The organism is Paraburkholderia sp. BCC1885 (genome assembly GCF_900996235.1).
GTDB lineage: Bacteria > Pseudomonadota > Gammaproteobacteria > Burkholderiales > Burkholderiaceae > Paraburkholderia.
This window is the reverse complement of the sequence record NZ_CAAJGM010000263.1, coordinates 126,372-146,248: the sequence shown is the minus strand read 5'-3', so window position 1 is coordinate 146,248 and position 19,877 is coordinate 126,372. Positions and strand designations below refer to the sequence as shown.

The 19,877-nt window shown below is 62.9% G+C and carries 16 protein-coding genes; 9 read left to right on the top strand and 7 right to left on the bottom strand.

Features of this window, described 5'->3' with window-relative positions; translation table 11 throughout:
* Positions 1-23 precede the first annotated feature (23 nt).
* On the top strand, positions 24-1,640 hold the full coding sequence (locus FQ755_RS34130; RefSeq protein ID WP_144161907.1) for a class I SAM-dependent methyltransferase: 1,617 nt from the start codon (positions 24-26) through the stop codon (positions 1,638-1,640).
* A 105-nt stretch (positions 1,641-1,745) separates the two neighbouring features.
* On the opposite strand, the gene FQ755_RS34125 is transcribed toward FQ755_RS34130, so the two are convergent.
* Positions 1,746-2,210: a hypothetical protein gene (locus FQ755_RS34125; protein WP_144161904.1), complete on the bottom strand. Its 465-nt coding sequence runs from the start codon at positions 2,208-2,210 to the stop codon at positions 1,746-1,748.
* Positions 2,211-2,387: 177 nt separating this feature from the next.
* Between FQ755_RS34125 and FQ755_RS34120 the strand changes: the two genes are divergently transcribed.
* A complete protein-coding gene (locus tag FQ755_RS34120) occupies positions 2,388-3,641 on the top strand; it encodes a serine hydrolase domain-containing protein (protein WP_144161901.1) in 1,254 nt (417 codons plus the stop codon).
* A 157-nt stretch (positions 3,642-3,798) separates the two neighbouring features.
* Here the strand turns inward: FQ755_RS34120 and FQ755_RS34115 are convergent, their stop codons facing one another.
* Positions 3,799-4,773, bottom strand: a complete 975-nt coding sequence (locus tag FQ755_RS34115; protein WP_144161898.1) for a LysR family transcriptional regulator — start codon at positions 4,771-4,773, stop codon at positions 3,799-3,801.
* Between the two features lie 140 nt (positions 4,774-4,913).
* Between FQ755_RS34115 and FQ755_RS34110 the strand changes: the two genes are divergently transcribed.
* From FQ755_RS34110 to mmsB, 3 genes are all read left to right on the top strand, one after another.
* Complete coding sequence (locus tag FQ755_RS34110; protein WP_144161895.1) at positions 4,914-6,230, top strand: MFS transporter; 1,317 nt, start codon at positions 4,914-4,916, stop codon at positions 6,228-6,230.
* A gap of 64 nt (positions 6,231-6,294) precedes the next feature.
* Positions 6,295-7,821, top strand: a complete 1,527-nt coding sequence (locus FQ755_RS34105; RefSeq protein ID WP_144161892.1) for a CoA-acylating methylmalonate-semialdehyde dehydrogenase — start codon at positions 6,295-6,297, stop codon at positions 7,819-7,821.
* A gap of 66 nt (positions 7,822-7,887) precedes the next feature.
* Positions 7,888-8,778 (top strand): 3-hydroxyisobutyrate dehydrogenase, encoded by an 891-nt coding sequence (mmsB, locus tag FQ755_RS34100; protein WP_144161889.1) that lies wholly within the window; start codon positions 7,888-7,890, stop codon positions 8,776-8,778.
* Between the two features lie 72 nt (positions 8,779-8,850).
* On the opposite strand, the gene FQ755_RS34095 is transcribed toward mmsB, so the two are convergent.
* The 3 genes from FQ755_RS34095 to FQ755_RS34085 form a co-directional block, all read right to left on the bottom strand.
* Positions 8,851-10,017: a porin gene (locus FQ755_RS34095; protein WP_144161886.1), complete on the bottom strand. Its 1,167-nt coding sequence runs from the start codon at positions 10,015-10,017 to the stop codon at positions 8,851-8,853.
* Positions 10,018-10,278: 261 nt separating this feature from the next.
* Positions 10,279-10,767 (bottom strand): HrpB1 family type III secretion system apparatus protein, encoded by a 489-nt coding sequence (locus FQ755_RS34090; RefSeq protein ID WP_144161883.1) that lies wholly within the window; start codon positions 10,765-10,767, stop codon positions 10,279-10,281.
* 48 nt (positions 10,768-10,815) lie between these two features.
* A complete protein-coding gene (locus FQ755_RS34085; RefSeq protein WP_144161880.1) occupies positions 10,816-11,517 on the bottom strand; it encodes a hypothetical protein in 702 nt (233 codons plus the stop codon).
* 289 nt (positions 11,518-11,806) lie between these two features.
* Here FQ755_RS34085 and FQ755_RS34080 point away from each other — a divergent pair, with 289 nt between their 5' ends.
* A complete protein-coding gene (locus tag FQ755_RS34080) occupies positions 11,807-12,640 on the top strand; it encodes a phytochelatin synthase family protein (protein ID WP_260859009.1) in 834 nt (277 codons plus the stop codon).
* Here the strand turns inward: FQ755_RS34080 and tet are convergent.
* Together tet and FQ755_RS34070 are read right to left on the bottom strand one after the other, a co-directional pair.
* A complete protein-coding gene (tet, locus tag FQ755_RS34075; protein WP_144161877.1) occupies positions 12,591-13,793 on the bottom strand; it encodes a Tet(A)/Tet(B)/Tet(C) family tetracycline efflux MFS transporter in 1,203 nt (400 codons plus the stop codon). The genes FQ755_RS34080 and tet overlap by 50 nt on opposite strands.
* A gap of 48 nt (positions 13,794-13,841) precedes the next feature.
* Positions 13,842-14,810: a LysR family transcriptional regulator gene (locus FQ755_RS34070; protein WP_144161874.1), complete on the bottom strand. Its 969-nt coding sequence runs from the start codon at positions 14,808-14,810 to the stop codon at positions 13,842-13,844.
* 131 nt (positions 14,811-14,941) lie between these two features.
* On the opposite strand from FQ755_RS34070, the gene FQ755_RS34065 reads away from it, so the two are divergent.
* The 3 genes from FQ755_RS34065 to FQ755_RS34055 all read left to right on the top strand — a co-directional run bounded on the left by FQ755_RS34065 (position 14,942) and on the right by FQ755_RS34055 (position 19,851).
* The gene (locus tag FQ755_RS34065; protein WP_144161871.1) at positions 14,942-17,254 is read left to right on the top strand and encodes an NADP-dependent malic enzyme; all 2,313 of its coding nucleotides are present in this window, start codon (positions 14,942-14,944) and stop codon (positions 17,252-17,254) included.
* 80 nt (positions 17,255-17,334) lie between these two features.
* Positions 17,335-18,093, top strand: coding sequence for a FadR/GntR family transcriptional regulator (locus tag FQ755_RS34060; RefSeq protein ID WP_186308741.1), 759 nt, complete (start codon positions 17,335-17,337; stop codon positions 18,091-18,093).
* Between the two features lie 513 nt (positions 18,094-18,606).
* Positions 18,607-19,851 carry an MFS transporter gene (locus FQ755_RS34055; RefSeq protein ID WP_260859015.1) on the top strand — a complete coding sequence of 415 codons (1,245 nt, stop codon included), beginning with the start codon at positions 18,607-18,609 and terminating at the stop codon, positions 19,849-19,851.
* Positions 19,852-19,877 lie beyond the last annotated feature (26 nt).

Genomic DNA, 19,877 nt, shown 5'->3' with positions numbered 1-19,877 from the left:
GCGCAACAAATGAGAGTGAAGCCGTGAGCAACCGGGAAAGTGAAGGGGCGTCTGCGCAGAAAAGTGAGCAAAAGACTGTGCACGACACGGGCTACGTCGACGAAATCGTCTACACGTTCGGCTATTGCGACGAACTGAATCCCGTGCGCCTGCGGCTCGCGCTACTGCATGCCGGGCTGGCGGCGCCATCGGTTGGCACGGCATGCGAACTCGGTTTCGGCCACGGCGTAAGCGTTAACATCCACGCGGCCGGGTCGAATGCGCGCTGGTACGGCACCGACTTTCATCCGCCTCACGCAAATTTCGCCCGGCAATTCGCGGACAGCGCCGGATCGCAGGCACAACTCTCCGCTGAACGATTTTCCGACTTCTGCTGCCGCGATGATTTGCCCGATTTCGATTTCATCGGTATGCATGGCGTGTGGAGTTGGGTCTCCGACGAAAATCGCGCGCTGCTTGCCGCGTTTATTCAGCGCAAGCTGAAGCCCGGCGGCGTGGTTTATCTGGGCTACAACACGCAGCCCGGCTGGACGCCGATGCTGCCCGTGCGCGAATTGATGCGTCAGCATTTCCAGATCGGTGAGTCAGCCGCGCCGCGCGACGAAGTGCAAGCTGAAGCGCAAATGGAAGGGCGCATCAAAGCCGCCGTCGATTTCGCCCAGGCCGTGTTTGCGACGCAACCAGGTTATGCCGTCGTCAATCCGCTGCTGGCCGAACGTGTCGATGCGCTATCCGGCGAGAGTGCGAGGTATCTCGCGCATGAATACTTCAATCGCGACTGGCATCCGTTGTCGTTCTTGCAGGTCGCCGCGTCGCTGCAGGCCGCTGGGTTGACGTATGGCGGATCGGCCGACTATCGCGATCACGTCGATGCGATCAATCTCACGCCCGCGCAATCTGCCCTGCTAAATGGCATCGCGGATACCGGACTGCGCGAAGCGACGCGTGATTTTTGCGTGAACCGCTCGCTAAGACGCGATTACTGGGTCAAGGAACCACGCATGCTGTCCGGCGACGAGCGTGACAACGCGCTGCGTGCGCATCGGGTGATTCTCGCGCTGCCTCGAACCCTGGTCTCGCTGAAGGTGCGTGGCGCGCTAGGCGAGACGACGTTGCCGGAAGCGCTTTACGGCCCGATTCTCGATGCTTTGGCGAATTATCGTCCGGTGGCTTTGTCGGATATCGAGCGTGGCGTTCTAGCTAGAGGCATCACGTTGAAGCAGATCGTCGAGGCGGTCATGCTGCTAATCGGCATGGGCGTGTTGCTGAATGCTCAGGACGATGTGCAAATCAGCGCGGCACGACCCACGGCGGAAAAACTGAATGCGGCGATCTGTGAGCAGGCTCGTCAGCGTGACGACGTGCAGTTTCTGGTGAGCCCTGTTTCCGGTTCGGGTGTCTTTGCGCCGCGCCTGCCGCAACTTTTTCTGCTGGCGAGACGCAATGGAATTCACGAGCCGGCGCAATGGGCTGAGTTTGCGGAAGCCATATTAAGCGCGGAATCAGGCGCAAACTCGCAGGCGACTCGTGAAATGAAGGCTGCGGCGTCAACCACGAACACGCTCGCCGAGCTGACTGCAAAAGCCAACCGCTTTGCCCAACTGCATTTGCCGATTCTGGAAGCATTGGGCATTGCTTAGCGCGGGCCGTCTCGCGGGCCGTCTATATGACGTCAGCGTGACACATAAAACGCGTTGCTTGCCGACATACCGGACCGGACTGGACCATGCCAGGCTCAAGCCGCCTTACGCCCGCTTACGATTAACCGCCTGATAGGGCTCGCCGGCGCTAAAGCGGTCGAGCCGGTCGCTGGCTTCGGTGATCGCCCACAGCGGCGCTTTCTGCAATTGATGGTCGTACACCGTCGCAATCGCGGCGAAAATTTCGTAGGCCGCGCGATCGAGCACCCATTCGCCCGAAGTACGGCCCCGTTCGAAGCAGGCGGCGCTCGCAGCGTCCGCGCTGCGCAGCGCCTCCGGCGTCAGCATGCCGTAACCTGCTTCGACAATGAAGGCCACCAGCAGCATCGCCTGCGTCACGGTCTGGGCGGCGTTGACGCTTCCTTGCCCCCGTCGCAGGCTGTCGAGCGCGATGTGGACCTGGAGCGCGAGTTCTTCCGCGGTCGCTCGCGGAAGCGGCAGCAACATAGCCTTTGCTGCCCGTGCGCGGGCGGCCTGGGTGTTGCCGGAAAACGGAATAGTCTTGGCCATGAGCGGGGACGTGAAGGGTAGGCAGATGCATTAACGGCCCTTCTGGAAAAAGCTGAAGGGCCTTCGGTGGGGTTGCCTCTGGAATGCCCGCGCGCTCCCTGCAACGAATACAATCCGCGTGGTTCATCAAAACCGGCAACGGACAATTTCAATCCCGGCGAACGGAGGCGTTCAACCATGCTGCATAGCGTCAAGGCGGTCGCTGTAAGGTGGGTGGCAGGGGGTGCGTTAGCTTTATCGTGCGTAGTGGCGCAGTCGGACCCGGTCTTCTCCGACACCGGATACGCCGCGGATGCCTATGGCGCCGCGGAACACTATCCGCTGCCCGAACGGGCGCACGGCAAAACGCAAAAGCAGTTCGTCGGCTATTACACCCATTTCGACCAGATTTATCCGGCTCATACGATTGCGAAAGCCGGCACGCCGTCGATACTCAAAAGCTCGGCTGGCGAACTAACGCTCGATTACCCCTATGACGGGCGGATACGCAGCATCGACAGTTACCTCGACCGCAATCCAGTCACCGCATTATTGATCGCGCGCGACGACACGATTCTCTATGAGCACTACCAGTACGCCCGCAAGGACAGCGACCGCTTCATGTCGCAATCCATGGCGAAAACGCTGGTGGGTATGCTGATTGGGATTGCCATATCGGAAGGGACCATTCATTCGATCGACGATCTCGCCGACGTCTACGTACCCGAACTGGCCGGCACGGCTTACGGCGAAACGTCGATCCGCGACCTGCTGCATATGTCCTCCGGCGTCCAATTCCACGAGGACAGTAACCCCGGCGACGACCGCGACAAACTGGGCGCCGATCTGTTCGCGCCGAACAGCGTGGGCGCGATCGAAGGCGTTAAGCGTTTCAACACGCGCGTGCGGCCGCCCGGCACGCATTTCAGCTACGCCAGCATCGAAACGGAAGTGCTGGGCCTCGTGCTGAGCCATGCCGCCCATATGCCGGTGGCGCAATATGCCAGCGAGCGCATCTGGAAGAAGATGGGCATGGAGTCGGATGCCTCATGGGTGCACGACCCGACTGGCCAGGACATTACCTTTTGCTGCGTGAGCGCCACCTTGCGCGACTGGGCCCGGCTCGGCCTGATGCTGGCGCATGACGGCGAATGGAATGGCAAGCAGATCGTGCCGCGCGACTGGATTGTGCAGGCCACCACGGTCTCTTCGCCGGGCAGCTTTCTCGCGCCTGGGCGGGCGACGCCGGTGTTCGGCTATGGCTATCAGGTGTGGATACTGCCGGGCGAGCACCGCATGTTCGCGTTGATGGGCATGGACGGCCAGCGCATCATCGTCGATCCGCGCTCGAAGCTCGTGCTGGTGCAAACGGCGGCCTGGACCAGCGACCACGATCCCGACATGCTCGAAGTTTTCGCGCTATGGGGCGCGCTCGTCGCGGAATATGGCTAACGTGCAGCAACGCATGCGCGCAGGAGCAGGCGAGGGCGGGGGCGAGGGCAAATCAGCACCGCCGCGATCTGTGCGCGGGGCCGCCCGCATTGGCGACGTGCAGAATCCAGCCGATGGCCGCGGACGAGAACTCTTCACACGCCTGGCATTTTTTCGTTCACGCTTCGACATAACGCATCTGCGCCGATTCACCCATCAACAGTTCGCGGTTCTCGTCGGCGGCGGCGCGCAGATAATCCCACAACGAGGTGACGCGGCGCAGCTTGCGCAGGTCTTCGCGGCAGCAGATCCAGAAGTGCCGCGTGACGACCACTTCATCCGGCAATACGGATTCGAGCAAAGGATTGGGCTCGCCCATGAAGCAAGGCAGGATGGCAAGTGCATTGCCTTGCAGCGCGGCGTGATATTGCGCAATCACGCTGGTGCTGCATAGATTGGCGGTGGCGTTAGGGATCGTGCGATCGAGATAGAGCAGTTCGCGGCTGAAGGCGAGATCGGCAACGTAGCTAATGAAGGCATGGTCGCGTAAGTCGGCGACGGTTTTGATCGGCGCGTGGCGATCAAGATACTCGCGAGTGCCATAGAGCTTGAGCCGGTAGTCGCAGAGCTTCGTGTAGACATACTGGCCGCGTTCGGGCCGCTCGAGCATGATGGCCAGGTCCGCTTCGCGTTTGGAAAGACTCACGAAATGCGGCACCGGCAACAGGTCGATTGAGATGTCGCGATGCTTGCCCGCGAAACGCGCGAGTTGTGGCGAGAGAAAGAAACACCCGAAACCTTCGGTCGAACCGACCCGCACATGTCCCGAAAGCGAATGGGCTCCGCCGGTGAATTGTTCCGCGGCGGATTGCACGGTGGTTTCGACGGTGTCGGCATAAGCGAGCAGACGCTGGCCGTCGGAAGTCAGCACGAAGCCGTCCGCGCGCGACTTGTCGAACAGCACGGTGCCGAGCGCGGCCTCCAGTTCTCTGATGCGGCGCGCCACGGTGGTGTGATCGACCCCCAGACGTTTCGCGGCGCCACTTGCCCGTTGGGTCCGCGCCACTTCGAGAAAATAGCGCAGATCGTCCCAGTTCACGTTTTGCATCCGGTCTCCGATTCCATGCCTGTCGGCACTTGTGTTTTTTTGCATATCAGATGGGCTTTTTCATCTCTATGCCGTGGATATTCGAATAACTATACTCGGATGCAAGCCGCTGGAACAACCACGGCCAAGGCGGCCCGCGCCATTTATACAGCGGGCAAGCCCACAAAAAAACCGGAGACAACAGCATGCAGATGCAATCGACCCCCGAGCGGGCGGCAGTTGCCGCGCCGCTTCCCAGGCGCGCGCGGGACTACCTGCTCGCCGGGTGGGCCAGCATGGCCGGCACCACCATCGAATGGTATGACTTCTTCCTCTACGGCACGGCTGCCGCGCTGGTCTTCAACAAGATCTTCTTTCCCACGCTCGATCCCATCCTCGGCACGCTGGCCGCGTTTGCAACTTATGGCGTGGGGTTTATCGGCCGGCCGATGGGCGGCATCGTGTTCGGCCACTTCGGCGACCGCATCGGCCGTAAGTCGATGCTGCTCGTCACCCTGCTGCTGATGGGCATTCCGAGCATGGTGATCGGGCTGATTCCGTCGTATCAGAGCATCGGCTACTGGGCCGCCGGTTTGCTGGTGGCGATGCGGTTTCTGCAAGGCATGGCGGTGGGCGGCGAATGGGGCGGTGCCGTGTTGATGGCGGTGGAACACGCGCCGCCGGGCCGCAAAGGCTTCTTTGGCAGCTTGCCGCAAACCGGCGTGGGTTTTGGGCTGATCCTGTCTTCGCTGGCGATGGCCGCCGTTACCGCGCTGCCGGAAGCCGATCTGCTGGCGTGGGGCTGGCGCATTCCATTTCTCGCCAGCATCGCGCTGGTGGTGATCGGCTGGGTCATCCGGGTGCGGGTGCCGGAATCGCCGGACTTCGAGCGGGTGAAAGCGCGCGGCGAACCGGTCAAGGCGCCGATCCTCGAAGCCATGCGGCGTCACCCGCGTGAACTGCTGATCATCATTGGCGCACGCAGCGCGGAAAATACCTGGTTCTACCTGGTAGTTGCTTTCGCACTGGCGTATGCCGCCAACCAGTTGAAGATTCCCAAGGCCGCGATCCTGCATGCGATTACTGCGGGCGCTGTGCTGTCGCTGTTCACCATGCCCTTCTGCGGTTATCTGAGTGACCGCATCGGCCAGAAGCGTCTGTTTCTGATCGGCCTCGTCGTCATGTGCCTGTTCGCGGCGCCGTTCTTTGCGATGCTCGGCACGCGCGATCCTCTGACTGTCTGGTGGGCGATGGTGCTGGGCGTGGGTGTCGTATTCCCGATTCTGTATGCACCGGAGTCGCAATTGTTTGCCTCGCAGTTTCCGGCCGAGATCCGCTATAGCGGCATCTCGCTGTCGGTGCAGATTGCGGGCGTGCTGGGCGGCGGCATCGCGCCGATGATCGCAACCGCCCTGCTTGCAGTAGGCGCCGGCCGTCCGCAATACGTGGTGGCTTATATGGTGACGCTGGGCGTCATCGCGGTGCTCTGCACGCTGCTGATGCGCGCGCGTGCCGATGCCTAGCCCGCGCCTTGCATCCCCGTCAATCCTGACCTGATCTATTCGAATCCAACCAAGAGAGCCGATCATGAATGCTGTTACCCAGGCGTCGAACGTGAATGTCAGCACCGTCAAGCTGCTGATCAACGGAGAGTTCGTCGAATCGAACACGCGCGAATGGCGCGATATCGTCAACCCGGCGACTCAGGAAGTGCTGGCACGTGTGCCGTTTGCGACGGCCGAAGAGGTGGATGCGGCTATCCGTTGCGCCCACGCCGCCTTTGCCACGTGGAAAAACACACCGATCGGCGCGCGTATGCGCATCATGCTGAAGTATCAGGCGCTGATTCGTGAGCACATGCCGCGGATTGCGAAGACCTTGTCGGCGGAGCAGGGCAAGACGATTCCCGATGCCGAAGGCGATATCTTCCGCGGCCTCGAAGTGGTCGAACATGCCTGCTCGATCGGCACGCTGCAGCAGGGCGAGTTCGCCGAGAATGTCGCGGGCAGCGTGGACACGTACACGTTGCGTCAGCCGCTCGGCGTATGCGCCGGCATCACACCCTTCAACTTCCCGGCGATGATCCCGCTTTGGATGTTCCCCATGGCGATCGTTTGCGGCAATACGTTCGTGCTGAAGCCCTCGGAACAGGATCCGCTGTCGACCATGCAGCTGGTCGAACTGGCCATCGAGGCCGGCATTCCGAAGGGCGTGCTGAATGTCGTGCATGGCGGCAAGGAAGTCGTGGATGCGCTGTGCACGCATGAGCTGATCAAGGCGATCTCGTTCGTCGGTTCGACGGCGGTAGGCACGCACGTATATCGCCTCGGCAGTGAACACGGCAAGCGCGTGCAGTCGATGATGGGCGCGAAGAATCACGCCGTCGTGTTGCCCGATGCGAACCGCGAACAGACCTTGAACGCGCTCGCAGGCGCCGGCTTTGGCGCAGCGGGCCAGCGTTGCATGGCGACGTCGGTGGTCGTGCTGGTGGGCGCCTCGCAACAGTGGTTGCCGGATCTGGTCGAAAAAGCCAAAACGCTGAAGGTCAACGCGGGTAACGAAGCGGGCACGGACATCGGCCCGGTGGTGTCGCGCGCGGCGAAGCAACGCATTCTTGGCCTGATCGAAGCCGGCGTGAAAGAGGGCGCGACGCTGGCTCTCGATGGCCGCGGCGTCAAGGTAAAGGGCTACGAAGAAGGCAATTTCATCGGCCCGACGATCTTCACCGACGTCACCCCTGAAATGGAAATCTACCGCACCGAAATTTTTGGGCCAGTGCTGGTGGTACTGAGCGTGCCGACACTCGACGACGCGATCGCGCTTGTCAACCGCAATCCGATGGGCAACGGTGTCGGCCTCTTCACGCAGAGCGGCGCGGCGGCACGCAAATTCCAGAGCGATATCGACGTGGGCCAGGTGGGCATCAATATTCCGATTCCGGTGCCGGTGCCGTATTTCAGCTTCACGGGTTCGCGCGGTTCGAAGCTAGGCGATCTCGGTCCCTATGGCAAGCAGGTCGTGCAGTTCTACACGCAGACCAAAACGGTCACCGCGCGCTGGTTCGACGACGCGACCGTCAACGATGGCGTCAATACCACCATCAGCCTGCGCTAGCCGATGAGCCCCTGGCAGCACGCCCGGGGCGCGCAGCATTCTGAATCAGCAAGGGGAGACGCAATCATGAAGATCGGTTTTATCGGACTCGGCAATATGGGCGCGCCGATGGCGCACAACCTGCTGAAAGCCGGCCATGCGGTGAACGTGTTCGATCTGAACGCCCAGGCCGTGCAGGCGTTGGTCGACGCGGGCGCCAAAGCGGCGGCCTCGCCGAAGGCCGCGGTGACGGACGTCGAATATGTCATTACGATGCTGCCCGCGGCGGCTCACGTGCGCAGCGTGCTCACCGCCGCCGACGGCGTATTGGCCGGCATCGCCAAAGGCGTGACCATCATCGATTCGAGCACGATCGACCCGGCGAGCGTGAAGGCCTTCGCGGAGCTTGCGGCGCAGCACGGCAATGCATTCGTCGACGCGCCGGTTTCGGGCGGCACGGGCGGCGCGGCGGCAGGCACGCTCACCTTCATGGTGGGCGGCCACGCGACGGTGTACGAGCAGGTCAAACCGGTGCTGTCGGCAATGGGCAAGAACATCGTGCATTGCGGCGATACCGGCACCGGGCAGGTGGCGAAGATCTGCAATAACCTGGTGCTGGGCATCACGATGGCGGGGGTCGCCGAAGCCATGTCGCTGGGTGCGGCGCTCGGCATCGATCCGAAGGTGCTGGGCGGGATCATCAACACTTCGACCGGCCGTTGCTGGAGTTCCGACACGTACAACCCGTTCCCGGGTGTGATCGAAACGGCGCCGTCGACGCGTGGCTATACCGGCGGCTTCGGTACGGATCTGATGCTGAAGGACCTGGGCCTCGCCACGGATGCCGCGAAACACGCGCGTCAACCGGTGTATCTGGGCGCGCTGGCGCAGCAGTTGTATCAGACGATGAGCACGAAGGGAGCAGGGCGCCTGGATTTTTCGGCTGTGATCAAGCTGTATCAGGCGAAGGAAGTTTGATACGCAGGCGGTGGGGTGATCAAGCGGCACCGCGAAGCACAGCGTGCCGCTTGATCTCCTCAGGTCACACCATCAGAACGTGTGACGCAAGCCTACGGTCACCGCTACTTGCGTGCCGCTCGACGACGGCGACAGCGTATTGATCATCGCATCGCTTAGCACCGAGCCGGCAGGTGCGCCATGCACGTGCTGGTACACGCCTTCCAGATAGAAGTCGGTGCGCTTGCTCAGCGAGTAATCCGTCTGCAACATCACCGAATTCCACGCCGGAGTGGCGCTCGTCGCGCCATCGCCGAACGCCCCGTCCGTGAACGTATATGAACCCGAGACGCTCAAGGCCGGCGTCAGCGCGTAGCGTGCATTGACTTCGTAGTTGTCCAGACGCAGGCTGCCGCCAAGCGGGATGTAGTCACCGAGGCCGAACGAGAACACGCTTGCCAGGTTGTCGAGTTGCGTGTGGCTCCATACGAGACCAATGGTCGCCGGGCCGAACGTGTAGTTGCCGCCCGCGCCCCAGATGCGCTGACGCTGCGCGACGAAGTCCGCGCTGCCGTCGTTCTGTGCAATGGCGCCGTTCGCATTGGTGCCGGCCACGCCGCCGCCCGCGTTGTTGAACTGCAGATAGCCGGCCGCAAGGTTCACCGGGCCTTGCGAATAGCCCGCGCTAAAGCCGTACACGCGGTTGTTCGAGAAACCGCCTGCCTTGTTGCTGAAGGCATACATGCTTTCGACGGTGATGCCGTGATACGTCGGGCTCGTGTACTTGACAGCATTGTTGATCACGACGGAATCGGCCGCGAGGTTGTCGTTTTCGAACGGATGCGCCGCGAGATTGCCGCCCCATGTGTTGCTTTCGGCGCTGAGCGGACCGAGCAGGTCGTTGAGCACGTCGAACTGGCGGCCCAGGCTCAGCGTGCCGTACTGGTCGCTTTGCAGGCCGACCCAGGCTTGCGAGCCGAAGCCGTCGCCGGGGAACGCTTCGCTGCCGTTATTCAGGTTGAACCCCTGTTCGAGCTTGAAGGTGGCGTGCAAGCCGCCGCCCAGGTCTTCCGAGCCCTTGAGGCCGAACACCGTATTCTGCGTGGCGCTGCTGACTTCCTGCCAGCTCTTGTGACCCGTCTGGTTGTTGCTGTAGACGAGGCCCGTATCGATCAGGCCGTACAGGGTCACGCTGCTTTGCGCGTGCGCCGTGATGGCGAATGCTCCTGATAGCGCGAGTGCCAGCAAAGACTTTTTCATACTTGTAAGCTCCGGGAATTAGCAGGGAACCGGGCGAATGGCTGCGATGCACTCGCTGCGAATGTCCAAGGCGCGCATGCTAGTCCAAGGCTACGCAAAGTTCAAATGTGTATGCCATAAAAACCACAGTAAATGTGACTGGAGAGCGCGGCCAATAAGCATGGCCGACAAGCGTGGCCGACAAGCAGGCGCTGTACCGATGATAGAGCGGAAAAAATCGTGAGGCGTGGTTACGCCTGCAGCAGTAACACAGGAGTGTGGCTAAAACGCCGAAGGTCCGCCGCCGCGATGCACGACGTCGGCGATCCGCGTGCGCAGTTCGTCGCCGCCGCCCACTTCGTGCACGGGCCGCGCGGTTTCGTCGAGCTGCATGAATTTGCCGACCAGCGCGAGGGCTGCCGGATTGCCCCCATCGCGCAGCACTTTTGAGGCGTAGCGGCGCCATTCGCTGTCGTTGAGCTTGAAGAGGCATCCGGCCAGCAAGGCGATCGACGCCGTGTTGGCCTTCTCGGCCCATTCGAGCCGCTTGAGAAGGCGCACGGCGCCGATCCAGTCCGCGCCGCGGATATGGAGGCGTACTTCGCCGAGGTCGATCGGCAGCGCGTCGCGGCGCAAGACCCGCAACGCGAGCAGCATGTCTTCGAGATCTTCACGCGGGGCATCCTTCAAGCCGAGCGTGAAGATCTTCAATAGCAGTGCGATCACATCGTCACGGCATGAGAGATAGGCCGCACCGTGATTTGCCTGCATCGCCGCCCTCCGGTTGGCCTGACGAACGGCGTCCTGAATCCACGCCGGTTAGAAGTCGTTCTTCTGGTCCAGGTCGCCAGCCGAGATCGTGACTTCCGACGACGAGAACACGGCATTGCCGCCGTCTTCCGTGTCCGGTTTGGCTTCCTTGCCGGTGAGGGCTTCGAGCGGATTGCCGCCCGTCTCGAGACGCTGGATTTCCTGCGTGGCGCCGGAATTCAGCGAAATCGAGCCGTCCGCGCCGACGTGGCCCACGTCGTCGCCGCTGCCGTTGTACAGATTGCCTTGGCTGTCTTCCTGCAGATGCAGCGCCTCGCCGCCCGCCGTGGAGTTGATCTTCACGTCGTGCAGGTCCTGGCCGGCCGCGCCGGAAGTGGCGCTCGTGCCTGCGCCCGTGCTGGCGCTTGCGTCCGGCGTAGTGGCGGCACCCGTGGCCGGTGCGGCGCCTGTGCCTGCACCTGCGGCCGGCGTTGCTGCCGGAGTTGCGCCAGCGCCAGCGCCAGCAGCCGGCGTGGCGCCCGTCGACGGCAGCGTACCTGCCCCCGCGCCTGCGCCGCCGAGATCCATGCCGCTGCCCGAGCCGGAGCCCGAACCGCTGCCCGAACTGTCACCGCTGACATCTTCGAGCAGGGTCTCGATGTCCTGCAGCAGTTGCTCGACAGCCTGATCGGCGTTGCCGCTGCCTTCGGTGGATGTGGGCGGCGCACTGGGCGTCGTGGAATTCAAATAAGCCGACGATATGGTGTTCATCGTTACCTCCTCGCGGGATAGAGTTTGGGACGGTCTCGGGAACTGACTGCACAGTGGCGTCATGGGACCTTGACGGAGGTTACGACCGGGCACGCAGTCAAAACGGCGCTGATACGAACCACCGTAGCGCGATGCGAAGCAGATGCGAGGACGCAGAAAAGAGGCCCACGTGGGCGCCAATCTCACGCGCTCGCGGGTTTCGTGTTAAAAAACCGGGGTTCGCGCGCAGGGTGCTGACACGTGATGCAGCCAGCCATCGCGCGGAAATCCTCCGCATGAGAAGGGTTCGATGTCCAACTATTCGTTCTTCCGCTCGCTCTTCCGCTCATTTGCCCGCTCGGTCAGATTCAACCGCCTGCGCGCGAGTGCTGCCGCCGCCATGCTGGTTGCATTGGCGGGCTGCGCTTCGCCGCCGTTTCAGAGCCATGCGGACGCTCCAGCCTCAGCAACGGCAACCCAACGCGCCGACGGCCCGTTACCCGTTCCGCCGAACCTGGTCGCGCTGACGCAGCCCGAAGGCCAGAAGCGGCTCACGGCCGGCGTCGATAACCAGTCCTACTGGCCGCTCTCGCAGTACTTCGAAACGCAGCGAAACGAGGCCTACTGTTCGGTGGCCAGTTCGGTGATGACGCTCAATGCGCTCGGCATCAAACGTCCCGAGTCGAGCCAGTACCCCGACTTCCCGTACTTCTCGCAAGAAGATTTTTTTCGCAGCGTCGACCCGCAGATCGCCAACGCGGCGCGCGTGTCACACGAAGGCATGACGCTCGATCAACTGGGCGCGGTGCTGGGCGAATTCCCGGTCGAGGTCAAGAAATTCCATTCCGGCGACCTCACGCTCGCGCAGTTTCGCGATCTGATCCGTGAGACGACCGGCCACAGCGACCGCTTTGTGCTGCTCAATTTCAGGCGCGTGGAGATTGGCGAAGAGGGCGGCGGTCATTGGTCGCCGCTGGCGGCTTTCGACGCCGCGAGCGACAGCGCGCTTCTGCTCGATGTGGCGCGCTACAAGTATCCGGCCGTATGGGTGCCGGTGACGCAGTTGTATGCGGCATCGCAGGCGGTCGATAACGTCAGTGGGCTTTCTCGCGGCCTGCTGATTGTGAGCCGGCGCGCGAATTGAACAGCAGCGGCAGCGCCAGCAGATAAAGCGCGGCGCCGATCGCCCACACCAGACCCGGCCACGTGTGCTGGCTGGCCGCGTAGAGCCAGGTGGTCGCCAAAGGACCGCCCACCCCAATCAGACTCGCAATGCTGGTGAGCGTGCCTTGCAATTCGCCCTGGCGGCTGTCGTCCACCTGGCGCGCGAGCATGGCCTGCAGCGCCGGTAACGTGATGCCGCCCACCGCGAACAGCGGCAGGACGGCGAAAGGCATCCACGCGCGGGTCGCAATCGCCATCAGCAGCAAACCCAGGCCGTCCGCCGCGAGTCCGAGCAGCAACGCGATGCGCTCGCCCAGGCGCGCCACCAGCGGCCCAATGGCAAAGGCTTGCGACACGGCATGACATGCGCCGAACGCCGCCAGCGAAACCCCCGCAATCGTCGTGCTCCACCCTAAATGGTTCTCTCCGTAGATGATCCACAGCGTCGCGGGTGCCTGCGACGCGAGCATGATGACGGCATAGACGCCCACGAGCGGCAGCGCATCCGGCATGCTGCGCAGACGATGCAAGGCGGCGAATGCATTGATGCTGCGCTTCTCGCGCGGGCCGCTTTGGCGCTCGCGCGATTCGGGCAAGACGAAATACGCCATCAACAGATTGAGGCCGTTCATTGTCGCGGCCATGAGAAAGGGCGCGCGCAGATGCAAGCCGCCTAGCAAGCCGCCCAGCGCCGGTCCGGCAATGAAGCCGATCCCCAACGCCGCGCCCATCTGACCGAAGCGCCCGGCGCGTTCCGCTTCCGGCGTGACGTCGGTAATGTAAGCGGTTGCCACGGCCATGTTGGCCCCGGTGATGCCGGCCAGCACGCGGCCCACATAGAGCCACGATAGAGTGGGCGCCGCGGCCATCACCAGATAATCGACGGCCGCTCCTGCAAGCGACGCCAGCAGCACCGGGCAGCGCCCGAAGCGGTCGCTCAGTGCGCCCAGCACGGGAGCGAACAGGAATTGCATCAACGCGTAGACCGCGAGCAGCGCGCCATAGTTTTTGCTGACGGCGGTATCGGAGCCGGCGAGGCTATGCAGCAGTCCCGGCAGAATGGGCATGATGAGCCCGAAGCCGATCGCGTCCAGCAGCACGGTAAACAGTATGACGATGTGGGGCTTTTTCAAAACGCCGCTCTATGAGGATGGGAGAGCGGATTATTTCATAGCCGGCCGTCAAGGTCGCGCATAAATCGCCTGGCAGACCTGATGAAGCGCGTCGGCGAATAACCGGCCCGGCATGCGCTGCGCTTCGTTCATGCGGGTGAACAGCGCAATGGGCGACAAGGTCCACTCGAACGAGTACGGCACGATGGCGACGCCCGCGATGCGCACGAGTTCCTCGGCGATATCCGCCGGGACGATGGACACCGATTGCTCGCCCGCGACGATCATCTCGCCGATCAGCTTGGACGAGTAGCTTTCGACAATCGGTGTCGGCGGAGTCAGGCCCGTGCCGAGAAAAATATCCGCGACCTGCTCGCGCATGGGGGTATTCGGCGCGCCGAGGATCCAGTCCAGCTCGGCCAGCTTCTGCCAGTCCAGCCGGCCGCGCGCGAGCCGGGCGGCCAGCCGGCGGCTGGCGATCAGCCGGGGTTGCTGTCGATACAGAATCTCGACGCCGACCTGTTGCAGATCGAGCGACGACGAAGCACGCCCGATCACGATGTCTACCGTATGGTCGCGCAACTGCGCGAGCAGATGCTCGCTGGTGCCCTCGTGGATGGTCACGGTCAGGCGCCGCTCGCCCTCGGGACGGGTGCGTTCGATCGCGCTCGACAGCATCTGGCAGGGAATGAACGGAATCACGCCGATATGCAGATGCGCGGCGTGTCCGGACGATACCGCCTCCATTTCGCGCACCAGGTGGTCGAGGTCCTCGGTCATGGCGCGCGCACGCGCCAGCACGACCTTGCCCAGCGCGGTCGGCGCCATGCCGCGCGCCGAGCGCTCGAAGAGCGGCGCCCCGAACATGTCCTCCAGTTCCGCCAGCGCATTGGTCACGGCGGGCTGGCTGCTCGCCATATGCTCGGCGGCGCGCGTCAGCGAGCCGTGCTGCTGGATCTGCAGCAGCAGCGTCAGGTGACGCATTTTCAGGCGCGAGGCCAGCTTGCGTACCACCGAGTTAGGGTCGAATGCCGCCATAGGGGCCATGTCATTAGAAAAAGATGATGGGGGCATATTAACTCTGAATATTGTTCTTATGGCCCGTCCCTAGAATGAGTCATCGTTTGATTCGCGCCGCAAGGGCGCCCGCCACAGACAGGGCTTACAACATGAACGCATCGGATCGCCAGGCAGCACTCGATTACCACGAATTCCCGATTCCCGGCAAAACGGCGGTCACCGCCACCAAGCCGCTGGTCACCCAGCGCGATCTCGCGCTGGCCTACACGCCGGGCGTGGCCGCGGCCTGCGAGGAAATTGCTGCCGATCCGATCAACGCGTTTCGCTTTACCGGCCGTGGCAACCTGGTGGGCGTGATCACCAACGGCACGGCGGTGCTGGGCCTGGGCAATATCGGCGCGCTGGCGTCCAAGCCAGTGATGGAAGGCAAGGCGGTGCTGTTCAAGAAGTTCGCCGGCATCGACGTGTTCGACATTGAGATCAACGAGACCGATCCCGACAAGCTGGTCGACATCATCGCCGGCCTCGAACCGACCTTCGGCGGTATCAACCTCGAGGACATCAAGGCGCCGGAATGCTTTGCCGTGGAGCGCAAGCTGCGCGAGCGCATGAAGATCCCCGTGTTCCATGACGACCAGCACGGCACGGCGATTACCGTGTGCGCGGCGTTTATCAACGGGTTGAAGGTGGTGGGCAAGAGCATCAAGGAGGTCAAGGTGGTCACCTCCGGTGCGGGCGCGGCGGCGCTGGCTTGCCTCGAATTGATGGTGGAACTCGGCTTGCCTATCGAAAACGTGTGGGCCACGGATATCGAAGGCGTGGTCTATCGAGGCCGCACGACGCTGATGGATCCGCAGAAAGAACGTTTTGCCAAAGAGACGTCGGCGCGCAAGCTGGAAGAAGTCATCGAAGGCGCAGACGTGTTCCTCGGTCTGTCCGCCGGCGGCGTGCTGAAGCCTGCGATGGTGGCGCGCATGGCGGCCCGTCCGCTGATTCTGGCGCTCGCCAACCCCACGCCGGAAATCCTGCCGGACGAGGTGAAAGCCGTGCGCGACGACGCGGTCATTGCAACCGGGCGCTCCGACTATCCGAACCAGGTCAACAACGTCCTGTGTTTCCCGTATATCTTCCGCGGCGCATTGGATGTGGGCGCAACCACCATCACGCCTGAAATGGAAAAGGCCGCCGTCTACGCGATCGCCGCGCTGGCCGAAGAAGAGCAGAACGAGGTCGTGGCTGCGGCCTATGGCGCGTATGGCGTCGAATTCGGTCCCGAGTATTTCATTCCGAAGCCATTCGATCCGCGCCTGATCGTGCGCATCGCGCCGGCCGTGGCCAAGGCGGCGATGGAAAGCGGCGTCGCCACGCGGCCGCTGCAGGATCTGGACGCGTACACCGAGCAGCTCGAGCAATTCGTCTATCGCTCGGGTGCATTCATGAAGCCGTTGTTCGCGGCGGCGCGCCAGATCGTGCGCGAAGGCGGCAAGTCGCGCATCGTGTTCACCGAGGGCGAGGAAGAGCGGGTGCTGCGCGCGGTGCAGGTGATCGTCGATGACAAGCTCGCGCGGCCGATCCTGGTGGGGCGTCCCGAAGTGCTGATGGCGCGGATCGAAAAATACGGCCTGCGTCTGCGCCTCGGTCACGACGTGGAAGTGACCAATCCTGAGTACGACGAACGATTCCATCAATACTGGACCACGTATTGGGAATTGATGTGCCGCGACGGCATCACCAAGGAAATGGCGCGCGTTGAGATGCGCCGCCGCCTGACGCTGATCGGCGCCATGATGGTGAAGCTCGGCGACGCCGATGGGATGGTGTGCGGCACCGTGGGCGCGTATCACGATCACCTGCGTTTCGTCGATCAGGTGATCGGCAAGAAGGCCGGCGCGCAGACCTATGCGGCGATGAACATTCTGCTGCTCGACAATCGCACGGTGGCGCTGGTCGATACCCACGTCAACGACGACCCGAGCGCCGAGCAGATCGCCGAATTCACGGTGGCCGCCGCCGACAGCATGACCGGCCTGAACCTGGTGCCGAAGGTGGCGCTGCTGTCGCGTTCGAACTTCGGCTCGGGCAGTTCGGCCTCCGGCGCGAAAATGCGCCGCGCGCTGGAACTGGTGAGAGCGCAGGCGCCGGCCCTCGAAGTGGACGGTGAAATGCACGGCGACTGCGCGCTCGACGAAGCCCTGCGCTCACGCATCCTGCCGATGTCCCGCCTGAAGGGCGCAGCGAATCTGCTGGTGTGCCCGAACGTCGACTCGGGCAACATCGCCTACAACCTGCTGAAGACCGCGGCGGGCAGCAATGTGGCGGTGGGTCCGTTCCTGCTGGGCGCCAATGCCCCGGTGCACATTCTCACGTCGAGTTCGACGGTGCGCCGGATCATCAACATGGCGGCGCTCACCGTGATCGACGCAAATCGTGGAGTGGAAGCCAGCGCCGCCGCAACGCGCTGAAGTGAGCCTTGGTGGCGGGGATTGCGCGTTGTAGGACAACGTATAATGGACGCGTCAGCAAATAACCCAGGAGGTCCTCGATGACCGCGTCCCCGACCCTTACTGCGCCGACCATGCGCGCGCGCGGGAGTCTTGCTGACCGGGTGGTGAACTACGTCAACGAACAGGTCGCCTCGCACGCGCTGCGGCCGGGCGACAAGCTGCCCACCGAGACCACCTTGATGACGCTGCTCGGCGTCAGCCGCACGGTGGTGCGCGAGGCCATTTCGCGGCTGCAGGCGAATGCGGTGATCGAGACGCGTCATGGCATCGGCAGTTTTGTGCTTGAGCCGCGGCGCGAGCCGCTCGGTCTGGAGATGGTGCCGGCGACGACGCTAGCCGATCTGCTCTCCGTGATGGAGTTGCGCATCAGCCTCGAAACCGAGTGCGCCGGGCTCGCCGCCCAGCGCGCCAGCGAGCGCGATCTGACCAATATCCGCGCCGCACTCGATGCGATTGAAGAGACGAGCCGTGCCGGCGGGGACAGCGCCGCAGCCGACTTGCGTTTTCACATTGCCGTGGCGGGGGCGACCGGCAACCGTTATTTCGTCGACATTCTCACGCAGATGGGCACGGCCCTGATTCCGCGGCATCGCGTCGATTCGCCCAGCCTCGCGCAAAGCGACCCCGTCGCGTACATGGCGCGCGTCAATATGGAACACGAGAGCATTCTCGACGCCATCGTCCGGCGCGATCCCGAAGGCGCGCGGGCGGCCATGCGCATGCATCTGTCGGGCAGCCGGGAACGGTTGCGCCGCTTGAGCAGCGCGGTGGACGCGAGGGGCGAGCGGCCGGTTTGAGGACGTTGCGGGTTGGTGTTGTTGCGAAAGCGGCCAGATGGCCGCTTTTTTGTTTGGTGCGACGGCCGGGCGCGCTCGTGTGCGGCGATCTCTGGCCGTTAATCATGAGGTCATCGTACAACGAGTCGAAATGATGTTCTGACGCACACCTCTGACAGACAATTAGTACTCGGCTTGCTGGCCTTCTCTACCGGATTTGTTGCGAAAAATCCTTGTGCATCAAGCCTGAAACGAGTCTATGCCAGGGTAAACACCTCGTTGGAATCACAGAATAAAATCAAGTAGACTGTCGTCAGACAACGTATCTCGAGCCTTCGTCACGGCATTAACCGGTCGCGTTGCGTTCGTAGCGGTTCGTGGCGTTTGATCGGGCCGGTTTGATCAGGCCACCGAGCCGGCCAATCCAAGGAGACACGCTTGACATCCGTTCCCCCTAAGCCGCTCGCGCCGCTCAATCCGCTGGATTCCGCGGTCGCGAAGGTCAAGCGGCATATCCTGCCGCTGTTCCTTGTCATGTTCATCGCGAACTACATCGACCGGGTGAACATCGGCTTCGTCAATTCGCATATGCAGGCGGATCTGGGTATCGGCGCGGCGGCCTACGGGCTGGGCAGCGGCCTGTTCTTCGTCGGCTACGCCCTGTTTGAAGTACCGTCGAACGTCCTGATGCAAAAGTACGGCGCGCGTGCGTGGCTCACCCGCATCATGGGGACGTGGGGTCTCGTCGCCGGCGCGATGGCTTTTGTCTGGAACGACACCTCGTTCTACGTCCTGCGGTTTCTGCTCGGCGTGGCGGAGGCCGGCTTTTTCCCGGGCGTGGTGTTTTACTTTACGCAATGGCTGCCGCAGAAGGAGCGCGGTAAAGCCGTCGCGGTGTTTCTCGGCGGCTCGGCGCTCGCTTCGGTGCTGTCCGGGCCGATCACCGGCAGCCTGCTTTCCATCAGCGGACTCGGCCTGCGCGGCTGGCAATGGATGTTTCTGATCGAAGGCGCATTTTCGATTCTGCTGTGCGGCGTGAGCTGGCTGCTGCTGAAATCGCACATTCGCGACGCGGCCTGGCTGACCCCGGAAGAACGGCGTGTCCTGCAGACCTCGATCGCTACCGAACAGGCCGAACGCGACGCCCTCGGCAGCGCGCATCTGCCCGCGTTGAAGCTGCTGAAAGACCCGCAGATCTTCCTGTTCTGTTTCCTGTACTTCGCGATCCAGTTGACCATTTACGCCGCCACGTTCTGGCTGCCCACCATCATTCGCAAGATGGGCGGCCTTTCGGATTTCGAGGTGGGCATGTTCAACACCATCCCGTGGCTGATTGCGATGGTGGCGATGTACTGCTTCGCGGTGCTGTCGGCGAAATGGCGTTTCCAGCAGGCATGGCTCGCCGGCGCGCTGGTAATTGCCGCGTGCGGGCTGTTTGCGTCCACCTCCGGCAATCCGGTCTTCTCGTTCGTGGCGATCTGTTTTTCGGCCATCGGTTTCAAGGCGGCAGCGTCGCTTTTCTGGCCGATTCCGCAGGGCTATCTGGATGCGCGCGTGGCGGCGGCGGTGATCGCGCTGATCAACTCGGTCGGCAATCTTGGTGGCTTCTTTGCGCCCGCCGCGTTTGGCTATCTGCAACAGCATACGGGGTCGATTACCGGCGGCCTGTATGGTCTGGGCGTGGCATCGCTGGTCGCCGCCGCGGCAGGTTTCCTCACCCGCAATCGCCGCGTGAATCACGACATCATGGCGCCGCCGGTTCATAGCAAAGCACACTGACAATACGGACTGCCAGGCAACCGAAA

What these genes read in the sequence shown, in the direction of transcription:
- FQ755_RS34090 (WP_144161883.1), bottom strand. Translation starts at nt 10,767, where the DNA reads ATGCAGGCAAATCACGGTGCGGCCTATCTCTCATGCCGTGACGATGTG.
- FQ755_RS34055 (WP_260859015.1), top strand. Translation starts at nt 18,607, where the DNA reads ATGTTCATCGCGAACTACATCGACCGGGTGAACATCGGCTTCGTCAAT.
- FQ755_RS34110 (WP_144161895.1), top strand. Translation starts at nt 4,914, where the DNA reads ATGCAGATGCAATCGACCCCCGAGCGGGCGGCAGTTGCCGCGCCGCTT.
- FQ755_RS34080 (WP_260859009.1), top strand. Translation starts at nt 11,807, where the DNA reads ATGTCCAACTATTCGTTCTTCCGCTCGCTCTTCCGCTCATTTGCCCGC.
- FQ755_RS34085 (WP_144161880.1), bottom strand. Translation starts at nt 11,517, where the DNA reads ATGAACACCATATCGTCGGCTTATTTGAATTCCACGACGCCCAGTGCG.
- mmsB (WP_144161889.1), top strand. Translation starts at nt 7,888, where the DNA reads ATGAAGATCGGTTTTATCGGACTCGGCAATATGGGCGCGCCGATGGCG.
- FQ755_RS34060 (WP_186308741.1), top strand. Translation starts at nt 17,335, where the DNA reads ATGACCGCGTCCCCGACCCTTACTGCGCCGACCATGCGCGCGCGCGGG.
- FQ755_RS34065 (WP_144161871.1), top strand. Translation starts at nt 14,942, where the DNA reads ATGAACGCATCGGATCGCCAGGCAGCACTCGATTACCACGAATTCCCG.
- FQ755_RS34115 (WP_144161898.1), bottom strand. Translation starts at nt 4,773, where the DNA reads ATGCAAAAAAACACAAGTGCCGACAGGCATGGAATCGGAGACCGGATG.
- FQ755_RS34095 (WP_144161886.1), bottom strand. Translation starts at nt 10,017, where the DNA reads ATGAAAAAGTCTTTGCTGGCACTCGCGCTATCAGGAGCATTCGCCATC.
- FQ755_RS34120 (WP_144161901.1), top strand. Translation starts at nt 2,388, where the DNA reads ATGCTGCATAGCGTCAAGGCGGTCGCTGTAAGGTGGGTGGCAGGGGGT.
- FQ755_RS34070 (WP_144161874.1), bottom strand. Translation starts at nt 14,810, where the DNA reads ATGGCGGCATTCGACCCTAACTCGGTGGTACGCAAGCTGGCCTCGCGC.
- FQ755_RS34105 (WP_144161892.1), top strand. Translation starts at nt 6,295, where the DNA reads ATGAATGCTGTTACCCAGGCGTCGAACGTGAATGTCAGCACCGTCAAG.
- FQ755_RS34125 (WP_144161904.1), bottom strand. Translation starts at nt 2,210, where the DNA reads ATGGCCAAGACTATTCCGTTTTCCGGCAACACCCAGGCCGCCCGCGCA.